This is a genomic window from Neolewinella persica DSM 23188 (assembly GCF_000373105.1).
GTDB lineage: Bacteria > Bacteroidota > Bacteroidia > Chitinophagales > Saprospiraceae > Neolewinella > Neolewinella persica.
The window spans coordinates 23,186-35,598 of sequence record NZ_KB890448.1 but is presented as its reverse complement, the minus strand read 5'-3'; the positions used below and the strand labels follow the sequence as shown (position 1 = coordinate 35,598).

Genomic DNA, 12,413 nt, shown 5'->3' with positions numbered 1-12,413 from the left:
AATGTTGGGACCACTTTCCTCTCTTGAAGAAGGCGCGGCCGCAGGTGCAATTATGGTTGACGGAAGCAAGGGAGAGGCTTAGAACTTCGGACAAATGACTTTGTCACGGTATTTAGCTGGCTGAACGTAAATCATGCTTAATTCCCACCCTCCCCGACTATTGGAAATGGTGCCGATTTGCCCGGCGGAGATATCATAGTTGATACCGAATTGAATTCGCTCGGTCTCCAGGCCAACGGAAACGATCATGGCATTGAGACCTGGGCTATCCGTTAGCTGGTTGCTGATCTGGGCCCAAAGACCTGCGCGCAAAGCAACCTCCTTCCACTCCCGTTCAGTATAGCGGAGGTTAGTGCCGAACAATGCCTCGTAACCTGGTCCCTGATCCATAAACCTGAAGGCAGGCAACAAACTCATATCTCCACTACCCAGTGGTATTTCTCCACCGCCATGGATGACGATTCGCTGGTCGAGTTCATCGACGTTGCCGGCAATAGGAGAAACGTCAGGCTTGGTAAGGTGGTAAGCGGCTACACCGAGGTAAGCCCCCATTCGATCTCCAAAATTGGCAAACCATCCCAGTCCAACGTTAGTGTCAAGGTAAAGGCTACTCCCCGCTCCCGAAATACCTTCGCCCGTTGGAAGGTTCGTGTCAATATAAGAATCCCGCGTTGCGCCATTGACGAAATATTGGTTAGAGAACCAAAGCTTGTTTAAATCGAGTCCCCGGCTGGCTGCGCCAAACTGCCCGCCGCCTGCCAGGTAGTGACCGGTACCGCGCCTCCGGCTGCCACCGAGAAATTGTTGGTAGCTAAAGCTCAGCAGGACCTGGTTACGCTTAAAATCACTTGCTCCGGCTTCATCCTGCTGTAATTGAAGACCGAGGCCGAAGAAGTTGCCATTACCGGCCGGCCGGCGCAATTCCAGTCCCGCAGCAACACTTTTGAGCCCTTCCGAGCTCAATGTGCTGGAGTAGAGGTCACGGAAGTTGGCGGTGAATCGCAACTGACCGTTCATCAGCCCCGTCATCGCCGGGTTGATCAATTGAGGCGAGGCTGCCATCGAACTATACCTTGCATCCTGCGATCGCGCCAAAAAAGGAAGCAAAAGCAAGCAAGCAACGGGCAGAAATTTTGAGAAAGTATTCAACTGGAGGTAAGTTTTCAAAGGCATGAATTCGATGTCTGCCGGCTGCAGTTATCGGATTAGGGTGGTTTCTCCCGATAAGATTTCCCGGGAGTTGTCTTCATATTCAATGACCAGCTTATACAGGTATACGCCTGCATTAACGGGTTGGCCCTTACTGGTTCCGTCCCATCCCATTCCTACGTCGTTTACATCAAAATCATTGGCTTCATACAGCAGGTTCGCCCAACGATCATAGACGGCAAAGCTGACGACCTTCGTCCCGGGCCGACCATGTACGATCAACCGGTCATTCTGCAGGTCACCATTAGGCGTGAATCCGGTAGGAACTGCCACCTCGCGAATCTTACGAACGCTTACCCGGAACCGGTCGTCGGCAGAACATCCGTTGCCATCTGTGATGACCAGACTGTAATCGATTTCATATTCAGGCTTAGCCACTGGCTCCGGACAATCAAGGCAACTCAAAGTACCTTCATAGGATCCTCTCCAATTATAGATGATGGTATCAATTCCGCCGGTTACCACAGGTACCAGGTCAATGCTGTCCCCAAAAATAATGGTAGAGTCCGCCGGGAGAACAAGGCTGAATTCAGGGCCATCAACAACCGCTACGGTGGTAGATGCCTGGCAGCCGGAGCTGTCCCGGATAAATGCTGTATATGTGCCCGCTGACAAGCCAATGAAAGTCGAATTACGAGTAAAGCCCTGGTTTCCAAGACCGAAAAGGTAAGGCTGACGCCCACCTGTTCCAGAGGTGAAGATTGTGCCCGTAGCCTCGCCCTGGCAGATGACGGCCTCACTGGTGGCCATTACGCTTATTTCATCGGGTTGAAGTACCTCAATACTGTTGATGTCTTCACATTGGTTAGCATCAGTTATGGTCAGGGTATAAGTGCCGGCAGGAAGGCCAGCCAACTGATTCTGGTTACTTCCGGTACTCCACGCATATTGGTAGCCACCTACACCACCGGAGCCAAGTGCTGAAAGCCGTCCATCTAACTCTCCGAAGCAACTCACATCAATTTTATTGAAGACTGTTCCCAGTACCGGAGGCTCAGAAATCGTCAACATTGTGTCGACTGAACAGCCCTCTATATCAGTAATCACCAGACCGTAATTAGTCCCTGCTGGCAACCCACTAACGGTAGGAGACGTCCCGCCACCCGCTGCTGCATTCCACTGAAGGTCAAAATTGCCAACGTTCGGTCCTCCGATATTACGAATGGTCAGCCCGCCATTTGATTCACCAAAGCAGGTGACCGGCGTTTCGTCGATGGTGAAGGTGATGGGAGGAGGCGCTGGAAGGAAGCGCGATGCTTCTCCGGTACAACCACGAGGGCCGGTAACGGTAACGCTGTAAAGGACATTCCCAGGAAGGTTAATAATGGCAACTCCATTACCATTGTTAGACCACAGGTAAGAATAATCAGACTCCCGGGTGCCGGCACCACCAGTAGGGATGGCTCCAAGTCGGCCATCGGTGCGGTCGTTACAGCTAGGCACGGTTGCGATAATATTAATGGTTATTTCGGGCAGGTCCTGCAAAAGGACATTAAATACCTGCGCACAGCCACCGGCATCAGTAACCGTAACACTGTTTTGGCCAGACGGTAGCGCAATTGCTTCGGCTGTGATTTCACCATTACTCCATAAATAACCGTAACCTGGGCTACCGCCGGAGGGTATAACCTCCGCACGGTTTGCCGAAGCATTGAAACATCCCTGTTCCGTTTGGGCAATTGTGGCAGTAAGCGGAGTAGCTGGCTCCAGAAGGGTAACCCGGTTGACGGTCATACAGCCCAGTTGGTCGGTTACTGTGACTTCAAAGGTGCCCGCCGAAAGGTTGAAAATACTGTCTTGGTTTCCGGAATTGGACCAGGCGTAAGTATAACCGCCATTCCCACCCGCTGGTACAGCCACAGCGTAACCATCGTTGCCATTTCTACAGGCAACGTTCTGCGACCGGAAGGTCACAGCCAGGTCGTCCGGTTGATTTACTGTAGCGCTAAAGGTCGCGGTACACCCTACATCATCGGTGACCACAAGATTGTAAGTGCCAATGGTAAGTGCTCCTGCATCCTCATCGTCCTGTGCGTTAGGATCGTCCCAAAGGAAGGAATAAGGAGGTGTGCCACCGGTGGTGGTTACTCTTATCTGTCCCGTAGAACCACCGAAGCAGGAAACGTCAATAACTTCGTCGAGGGTAATGTTCAACAATGGTCTTTCCGTAAGTTCGTAAGTGAAAACTTCTTCACAGCCATCTGTATTTGAAACGGAAACCGTGTAAGACCCGGCAGCCAGGTTGTTCCGGTCTTCGGTAACAGCAGGGCCGTCACTCCAGGCATAAAAATAAGCTGCTTCGTTGCCGGTTACGGTCAGGTCAATGGATCCGGTATTGGTGCCTGGACAGGAAGGGTTGGTCAATGATTCTGCCACCGCTACGTCCAGTGTATTGATGGTAATGTTAACGTTTGCCTGGTCGGTGCAACCGTCTGCCGTCATCACATTCAAAGTGTAGGTAATTGGACTGGTTGGCGTAATGGTAGGATTAGGACAATCAGTACACGAAAGGTTACCATCATTGGGGGTCCAGGCGTACGTGAAACCACGGTCGTAATTGAAGGTTATTGACCATCGGATGAGCTCCCCGAGGTCATTGCCCCGATCATCCCAAGCAAGTAATTCCCAATTCCCGTTGATCTGGCTGGTGTTAAAGGCCGTCCAGCCGCCACCAGACGCCTGGAAGGAACCTGTATAAGGAGCCGTCCCGCTGCTGAGCGGCATTGAAGCAACCGGGCTGAAGCAGGTCTGATTAAGGTCCTCCCCGTTACCGCCAAAATTTTCGATCAGGGTGAGAACCCGTCCGTTGGGGGCTACTAACTGAATCGTTACGTCGCTGAGGTCTCCGGTGTTTTCCAGGTCGAGACAGACGCTTAGTAGGTCTGTATTCACGTTGGTGATGCGATCTGGCGTGAAGCCACTAATGGGAATGACATTGCTCAGTGCTTCTGCTGAACGAGGAAATAATGGTTCGCCGAAGGTAGCGTTGACATAAGACTCAAAAGTCTGTTCATAGGAGGTAGAAACAGCGCCCGCTACCTGGGGCGTAAAGCTTTCTCCCAGACAGATCGCCGTATCGAGCACACTTCGGTCTACCAATGGACCACAGGTACTACACGCTGGGTCGTATGGAGGGAGGATGTTTATGGTTATAAAGGTATCGTAGACACAGCTGTAGTCGTCCGTAGAAATGATGCGGATATTATTTGGTCCTGGGTTCTGGCCAGCAAATACCACTGAATCTGTTCCGTAAAAACTAAAGTTATCGAAATTCTCAAAGCGGAAATCGTTGACGGGGACAAAGAATGACTCCTGTTCCGGGTAGAGTGAGTTGGCAAATTCTATCGACCATTCGTAGATGTAGCCATTGTCCATGGTAATGTTGTCCCTTATGTTCAGGCTCCATTCCCCGTTGAGCGGACAGCCTACTAACGTACTAAAGGGGTCTTCGGCGGCATAATCAATCTCCGGCATGGTTTGGTTGGGACCGATGTTGTTTCTGGTTACTACCTGGGTCATGGTGCGGGGCGCACTGGCCGTCCAGCAATACAGACCGGGAGGGTCTGCCGTTGTGGTATTTCGATCGCCCCGTCCAAGTAATTGTCGTTCTACGGAGTTGCCTCGAAAATAGTTATGCAGGTCAAGTCGGCTACCGTCCGGACAGGTTATCCAGATGTCGAGATCGCCGAGGTAACTGTGTTCCATGCTCGCACAAATGCGTACGAGGTCACTAGCCTGACCGAGGGTCTGGCCAGGGTTAAAATTGGAGAAGACCAGCGGGCTGCTATATTCCGTACCGTTTCCATCGGGGAGTGGGGTTAATTCACTACGGGTCTGGCTGGTTGCAAAAGTAAATTCTACGGGTTCGGGATTGAAGTTGACGTCGTTCCCACCACCTTGCCGGCCAACGGTAAGGACTATCTCTTCACCTACACAAAGGTTATCAGGTAAATTAGTTGGTGCGGTAAAAAGCGGTGGCGGAGCTACACGGACTTTCTGCCGAATCCGATTGGTGTTGGAGCACCCATCTGCATCTTCAATGATCAGTTGGATAGAGTAGCCTCCAGGCTCGTCATAAGTATGGGATACGGTGGTCAGATTTTGGCCGGAAAGCACCGTTCCGTCCTGAAAGTTCCAGGTAAAAATAGAGGTAGCATCACTTTGTGAGTACCGGCGGCCGTTTTCAGGGTAAATGCCCTCGGCGGTTAGGGTAATCTGGTCACCAGGGCAGATGTCTATGTAGCCGTCGGGATCGGGGAGCGACGCCGGAACGGCAGTAATTAAACCTTCAATGGTTTGACAACTCCGGTTACAACTTATTGATGCAGCCCAGCCAGCTTCACTACCCGTACTGGTAAAAAGGAAAGTCAGGCAGCCCGTGTTATTGCTCTCCGTAGCGGCAACGCTGAAGCCCGGCCCATCAGCGCCGGTAATGGGGGGGAATTCCGGAGCGTTAATATCATTACCGTTAAATACCCGCAGTGTACCATCAATGTCCAAACTCTGAAAGGTCACCCGCATATGCGTCAGCGCACCCCCGTTGTTAGAGCAAAGTGTTATCTGTTGCGTCGATCCATCGGCTGAATGATTCCCCATAGCGCCACCGGCGTCATAAAATATACCAGTACAGGTTTCTACCTGACCTCCCTGGGAAATCCGGATGTTTTGTCCTTGCATGGCTCCGCCAAGCGTAAACAGAGAAAACAAAAGAAAAATAGATCGAGTGTAGATTTGAGGCATCTGTGGAAGGTTGGTAGAAATAATTCTTGGCACCTGCGTTCGCGCCTGACTAATAGCCTGGCAAGAAACGCTTTAGATATTCGAACACCATGCTTCTGCCAGAGGTCAGGGTTGCATGGGGAGGACGCAAAGGTAGCCGCCCACTAGGAAAAGTCACGGACAGTTGTGCGACAAAACCCGGAGGCGACTAAAGGCAGGACAGGAAGAAGAATCCCTGGCAAAAACTTAAGTCCTCATTGACCAATTGAAACGTTGAGTCATTTGTACCTGAGTAAGACCGTGCCAAACCAGAAAATGCTGCATCGGGTGTAACATAATCCAGATCAGAAACAATCCGGCCTCCTAAAATGGCTCATCTGACACTTTTCAATTTTAGTCAACGCGTGTATTATATCTTTGGCGCAAAACGTAATTAGTCATGAAAGTATTGGATGGGAAGGCCCTTGCAGGGACAATTAAGGAAGAATTGAAGCTAGAAGTAGATACGATCCGACTTGCCGGTGGAAAAATTCCGCATTTGGCCGCTGTTCTGGTGGGGGAAGACCCCGCTTCTCAGGTTTACGTTCGGAACAAGGTGCGGAGTTGCGAAAAGGTAGGTTTTAAGTCAACCCTGATCCGGCGGGGAGCCGACGTTACCCAGACTGAGCTTCTAGAGATTGTCGATCAGCTGAACAAAGACCCCGACGTGGATGGCTTCATCGTACAGTTGCCGTTGCCCAAACACCTGGATGAGGATGCCATCAACCTGGCCATTGACCCGAAAAAAGACGTCGATGGCTTTACCCCCGTAAACATCGGAATGATGACCCTGGGGCTACCGGCTTATCTGCCCGCTACGCCCAATGGTATCATGACGATGCTTGATCGCTACGGCATCGAAACCAGTGGGAAAGAAGTAGTGGTTCTGGGCCGCTCCAACATCGTTGGAACGCCAATGAGCATTCTCCTCAGCAGGAAGGGGAACCCTGGCAACGCCACCGTTACCATGTGCCACAGCCGGACAAAAGACATGGAATTCCATACCCGACGTGCCGATATTCTGGTGGCCGCGATTGGTATTCCGGAAATGGTGACCGCTGATATGGTCAAAGAAGGTGCCGTCATCATCGACGTTGGCATCAACCGGGTCGACGACGCCACCCGCGACCGTGGTTATCGCTTATGTGGCGACGTGGACTATAAAGGCCTGGAAAGTAAAGTCTCTGCCATGACTCCGGTACCGGGTGGGGTAGGGCCGATGACCGTGGTGTCTTTGTTGATGAATACTTTAAAGGCAAGCAAGCGTGCATCGCACGCTTAATAATAGACGGAAAGTCGCTTCGCTCTTTTTCTTGGTAGACGGGCTTCGCCCTTGGGAGTGGGTAGTAGGTAGGCTACCGCATAGGGCAGCTCGCTTCGCTACTGGGATATGCGATATGTGATTGGCTACCGCACAAGACAGTTTACTCCGTTCGTGATGAGGAGAATTTTTTAAAAAGATGCCAAGAAAAATTTTGCTGAATTGCCTCTGGCAATTTTGCAACCTGCAACCTGCAACCTGCAACCTACAACCTGAAACTTGCAACCTACAACCTGCAACCTGCAACCTGAAACCTGCAACCTGAAACCGTATCTTCGCCCAACCACATGTACACAGAGCAAAACATACGTGGCCTGGCCATTAATTTTCTGCGTCAGCATTACAAACTTCGTCCCCGTTCGGGAACGAGCGGAACGCGGGTGGTGCATAAGCCTCATTATTACGAAGGCGTCACGATTGATGCGCGCCTGGCCTACCAAAAACCGGACCTGAATTGGTTTACGGCAACCGTTGAGGCATCGGGAATTGATCAGGCTCACGAGGTGCTGTATCGGGTCAACTATTTTCGGATCGGAGTGCACGCGCTGGTGATTACCCTGGCGGTAATGGCGCTTTTTATGGCGGGGACGCAGGTGCAGGGGGTGAACCTTTGGCAGTCTTACGGACGGCCCGCTGTTTACTTTTTATTACTGAACATATTCCTGGTGCTGTGGGCCATAGCCGGGCTGGGGTTGAGCCAGCTGCGGTACTACCGCTACATCTATGCCATTGCTCAGTTCATGAGGTTTCATGCTGACGCACAATGGGTGGCGTACGACCAGAAGATATTTTCCAACATCGCTTCTGAGCGTCGCTCCAACCGTTTTTACCGCGAATTACAGCGACAATGCCTGCGCTTCGGATTCGGTTTAATGGAAATACAGCCTGATAATAAGGTACGGTGGCTCATCGAGCCGAGCCATGTGGACCAGTTTGAGGGCCGGCGATCACGTTTACCCGTGTGGGTGGCAGCGGCGGCTTCGCCGCCGAAGCTGATCGAAGGCCTGCGCAAACGCCTGCCCCTTGGTTCGAAAAATGCACCTGCGGCCGCGCCCGGAAAAACGCCCGCTCCGCCAGTACCGACGGACGGATACACGGACCCCCTTTCGGTGGAAAACTATACGCCCGTTCTGCTGCGTAACGACAACTATGCCGCAACGATCGTTCCCGCAAAAAAAGGAAAGACGCCATGGTTCAAGCAGCCCATGCGATTAATGAAAAGTCTGCGCTGGCGGATTCGCCACGCCATAAGGTCTTTATATCCCGATGAGATTCGGAAACGACCAGGGTACTATGAATTATCGTGGTGGGTATTCGTGATAGGAATTTCCTCCTTCCTGACCTTTGGAGGTTTAGCCTGGGTACAGTCAGACTGGTCGCAGGAACGTCGTCCCGGACAGGTTGCTGCCGCTCCGGACCTGGAACACCTGGAATCCGCAGAAACACCCGATGATTCTGACGAAGTACCAGAAGTGTTGGAAGGGGAATATGACCATTCGATCACTGCCGCTGAGGCTGGGTACCAGACCGAATTGGACTTGACGCCGGAGCTGATCGGTAAACCCATCGTTGCGCCAACCCGCCCCGCTGCTAATGCCATTCAATATTTTCGGTACGCCGCAGGCGGAACCATCGAGCGGAGTTATGGCTGCGGCCCGCTGGGCCGCGTCGACGCTTCCGGCCTGATCCTGCTGGAAGGGCTGTATCCCGTCTACGATATTGCCATTGAGCGAGCCAAAGAGCTGAATACCAACTTTTCCATCCCCGCCTCAGTGTTGCTGGCGGATTGCCTGGAAGAAGGAGCCCCCGGCTATTTGCTTTATCTGGGAGAACCGGTGCAGACCGAAGCGGAGGCCAACCTTTTACTGCGGCGTTATGCGCGGGACATGGATTTGGAGATGGAGGTTTTGGTCGTTAAGTAGTTTATCGATACCAGGAGAGTCTTTAATAATGAAGAACCATTTGCGGATTTAGATGAAGACCCGTTCGGGGAGCCTGCAGCCAGAGAATTCAATACTGTAGTGCGGATTGGTGCTGGAATCAATTTTCTCATTTTCCCAAAATTCGGGCTGTTTTGCGGAATGGGGTTCCAGCAATATCTCACTTCTTCTGTGGAGGATGTAACCGCCAAAATTTACCCTTGGCGCTTAGACACAGAGATTGGTGTGCGATACTTTTCCGGTCAATAATCATTGTGTCTAAGGCTGGTAGGGGGGGGTGAGACAAGCCACTAGTTTCCCGTAGAGAAAGCGAATGCCTGAGGGCAATTACCCCTGAAGTTGCCTGCTATTGAACTACTGAACTAGCGACTAAGAACTACCAACTGCCAACTACTTTTAACATCCCAACAATTTTCCTTTGTCACTTCCCTAATTCATCGTACTTTTGCGGCTCAATTAGCAACCCCCTCTATACCAACAAGCATAGCTACATGGCAAATATCGGTAAAGTAAAGCAGGTTATCGGCCCCGTGGTCGACGTAGATTTCAGTGGTGAAGGCAACGCCCTTCCCGCTATTCTGAACGCCCTTGAGATCACCCGCCCCAACGGCGAAATCATCGTTTTGGAAGTGCAGCAGCACCTTGGCGAAGATTCTGTCCGTACCATTTCTATGGAGGCCACTGACGGTCTTACCCGTGGTACTAAGGTAACGGATACCGGCCGTGCCATCGCCATGCCAATTGGTGACGCAATTAAAGGACGTCTCTTTAACGTAGTTGGTGAGCCGATTGACGGTATGGCTGCAGTGCCAAAAGGTGCTGATGCCCGCCCCATCCACAACACACCACCTAAGTTCGAAGACCTTTCCACGGAAAAAGAACCACTCTTCACGGGTATCAAAGTGATCGACCTGATCGAGCCTTACACCAAAGGTGGTAAGATTGGTCTGTTCGGTGGTGCTGGTGTAGGTAAGACCGTACTGATTCAGGAACTGATCAACAATATTGCTGTAGGTTACGAAGGTATCTCCGTATTTGCCGGTGTTGGTGAGCGTACCCGTGAGGGTAATGACCTGCTCCGTGAGATGTTGGAATCCAACATCATCCGGTACGGCGAGAAGTTCATGCACGACATGGAAAAAGGCGGTTGGGACCTCAGTCTGGTTGACATGAAGGAATTGGAAGAATCCAAAGCAACCTTCGTATTCGGCCAGATGAACGAGCCTCCCGGAGCACGTGCCCGGGTAGCCCTTTCTGGTCTGACCATCGCAGAGTACTACCGTGACGGTGACCTCAGTGACCCAACCGGTGGCCGTGATATCCTCTTCTTCGTAGACAACATCTTCCGCTTTACCCAAGCCGGTTCCGAAGTGTCAGCCCTTCTGGGCCGTATGCCTTCTGCCGTAGGTTACCAGCCAACACTGGCCACCGAAATGGGTGTCATGCAGGAACGGATTACTTCCACCAAGCGTGGTTCTATTACCTCCGTACAGGCGGTATACGTACCTGCGGATGACCTTACTGACCCCGCTCCCGCAACAACCTTTGCTCACCTTGACGCAACAACGGTACTTAACCGTAAGATTGCTTCGAAAGGTATCTACCCAGCCGTGGATCCGCTTGACTCTACGTCACGTATCCTTGATCCGGCCATCATTGGTGAAGAGCACTACAACACTGCCCAGCGGGTGATCAACATCCTGGCTCGCTACAACGAACTACAGGACATCATTGCCATCCTCGGCCTTGACGAACTCAGCGAAGAAGACAAGCTGATCGTTTCCCGCGCCCGCCGTGTGGAACGTTTCCTCAGCCAGCCTTTCCACGTTGCCGAGCAGTTTACCGGTCTTAAAGGCGTATTCGTAGACATTAAGGATACGATCAAAGGCTTCAACATGATCATGGACGGTGAGGTGGATAAGTACTCAGAGAACTCCTTCAACCTGGTCGGTACCATCGAAGATGCTATCGCTAAGGGCGAGGCTGAACTTGCTAAAGCGTAATTAGTCTATTGGTCTGTTGTTCTATTGGTCTATTAGGCCTTTGCACCAACAGACCAATAGTCCAACAGACTAATAGTCCAATATGACCATTTCCGTTCTAACCCCCGATTGCACCATCTTCTCCGGCTCCATCACGAGTGTGAGCTTGCCCGGCGTTGAAGGTTCTTTCCAACTGCTGAACAATCACGCACCGTTGGTTTCCGCATTGTCTGAAGGCAAAGTGACGCTTGAAACGGCAGGTGGTGCTTATATGCTCTACGACGAAGACGCTAATGAAGCGGCTGAAGGTTCCGGCGCACGGTCCCTCACTTTTACTATTGATCAGGGTTTCGTCGAAGTCCTCAATAATGAAGTAAACCTGCTGGTACAGGGCGCTCGCAACATACGATAGTATTTGCTCACTAAGTTGCACTCACGAAATATTGATCCCTGATCAGCTTGCGCTGGTCGGGGATTTTTGTTGTCATCAGCTTGGCGGTCCGATAGCTATCGGGGCAGGGCAGAGAAAATTTTAGGAAGCTTTGCTCTCTCATGCCGTCAGACGGGTTTTGCCGTTTCTGCCCCTTCTATACACCCGGAAAAGTATCCGTTGGTCGGTTTCGACCATTATGTAAGCCTGCTGTAGCCGGCGAACAACCTTGGGATTGTTCCATGCGTTAACTATTTATTGGGCGCATTTACCCTCCGATAATACTATCTTTGCCGAATGCCAATTCGTAATCTTGCAAGGCGGTTTTCTCCCTGGTTAACGATCTATTTATTGGTTGTTAGCATAGGTTTGCCGTTGCAACGGGTCTACTGCCTGTGTAAAGGCGAGCAGTGGTTGAGCATATCCATGCAGGACCATGAATGCGAGCATGAGGAAGCACCGAAGGCACTCGTGGCTGAGGTTAAGTCGGCCTGTTGCCTGGCTACGGATGCTTGCCAATCGATAGAGGATAAGCATGGTTGCGGAAATGAAGAAACCATTGTCGCTCAACTGGACGTGGACTTTGTCCACGAACTCTCTGATTGGAACGTAGATGGTACCACGTTAGTCGCTTTACCGGGCGCTCCCTATTGGCAGCAACTACCTGAGGTAGAGCGTGTAAGCATTATGCTCATCCGCGGGCCAGATCCTCCGCCCCGGTACGGCGGTCGCGAGCTGTTGGTGGCCCACCAAACCTTTTTGATTTAGCGGAA

The 12,413-nt window shown here is 51.6% G+C and carries 7 protein-coding genes; 5 read left to right on the top strand and 2 right to left on the bottom strand.

What is annotated here, in order from left to right; translation table 11 throughout:
• Positions 1–78: 78 nt before the first annotated feature.
• A complete protein-coding gene (locus B036_RS0120275; protein ID WP_044103323.1) occupies positions 79–1,173 on the bottom strand; it encodes a PorP/SprF family type IX secretion system membrane protein in 1,095 nt (364 codons plus the stop codon).
• Between the two features lie 24 nt (positions 1,174–1,197).
• On the bottom strand, positions 1,198–5,949 hold the full coding sequence (locus B036_RS0120270) for a T9SS C-terminal target domain-containing protein (protein WP_044103320.1): 4,752 nt from the start codon (positions 5,947–5,949) through the stop codon (positions 1,198–1,200).
• 418 nt (positions 5,950–6,367) lie between these two features.
• On the opposite strand from B036_RS0120270, the gene folD reads away from it, so the two are divergent.
• The 5 genes from folD (at position 6,368) to B036_RS0120240 (ending at position 12,408) form a co-directional block, all read left to right on the top strand.
• Positions 6,368–7,249: a bifunctional methylenetetrahydrofolate dehydrogenase/methenyltetrahydrofolate cyclohydrolase FolD gene (gene folD / locus B036_RS0120265; protein ID WP_020570566.1), complete on the top strand. Its 882-nt coding sequence runs from the start codon at positions 6,368–6,370 to the stop codon at positions 7,247–7,249.
• Positions 7,250–7,575: 326 nt separating this feature from the next.
• Complete coding sequence (locus B036_RS0120260; RefSeq protein ID WP_020570565.1) at positions 7,576–9,210, top strand: ABC transporter permease; 1,635 nt, start codon at positions 7,576–7,578, stop codon at positions 9,208–9,210.
• Between the two features lie 509 nt (positions 9,211–9,719).
• Positions 9,720–11,231, top strand: a complete 1,512-nt coding sequence (gene atpD, locus B036_RS0120250) for a F0F1 ATP synthase subunit beta (protein WP_020570563.1) — start codon at positions 9,720–9,722, stop codon at positions 11,229–11,231.
• 82 nt (positions 11,232–11,313) lie between these two features.
• Positions 11,314–11,622 (top strand): F0F1 ATP synthase subunit epsilon, encoded by a 309-nt coding sequence (locus B036_RS0120245; RefSeq protein ID WP_020570562.1) that lies wholly within the window; start codon positions 11,314–11,316, stop codon positions 11,620–11,622.
• A gap of 315 nt (positions 11,623–11,937) precedes the next feature.
• Positions 11,938–12,408 (top strand): hypothetical protein, encoded by a 471-nt coding sequence (locus B036_RS0120240; protein ID WP_020570561.1) that lies wholly within the window; start codon positions 11,938–11,940, stop codon positions 12,406–12,408.
• Positions 12,409–12,413 lie beyond the last annotated feature (5 nt).

Excerpts from the sequence above, each read along its gene's own strand:
- atpD (WP_020570563.1), top strand. The coding sequence starts at position 9,720 with ATGGCAAATATCGGTAAAGTAAAGCAGGTTATCGGCCCCGTGGTCGAC.
- B036_RS0120240 (WP_020570561.1), top strand. The coding sequence starts at position 11,938 with ATGCCAATTCGTAATCTTGCAAGGCGGTTTTCTCCCTGGTTAACGATC.
- B036_RS0120270 (WP_044103320.1), bottom strand. The coding sequence starts at position 5,949 with ATGCCTCAAATCTACACTCGATCTATTTTTCTTTTGTTTTCTCTGTTT.
- B036_RS0120275 (WP_044103323.1), bottom strand. The coding sequence starts at position 1,173 with ATGCCTTTGAAAACTTACCTCCAGTTGAATACTTTCTCAAAATTTCTG.
- B036_RS0120245 (WP_020570562.1), top strand. The coding sequence starts at position 11,314 with ATGACCATTTCCGTTCTAACCCCCGATTGCACCATCTTCTCCGGCTCC.
- folD (WP_020570566.1), top strand. The coding sequence starts at position 6,368 with ATGAAAGTATTGGATGGGAAGGCCCTTGCAGGGACAATTAAGGAAGAA.
- B036_RS0120260 (WP_020570565.1), top strand. The coding sequence starts at position 7,576 with ATGTACACAGAGCAAAACATACGTGGCCTGGCCATTAATTTTCTGCGT.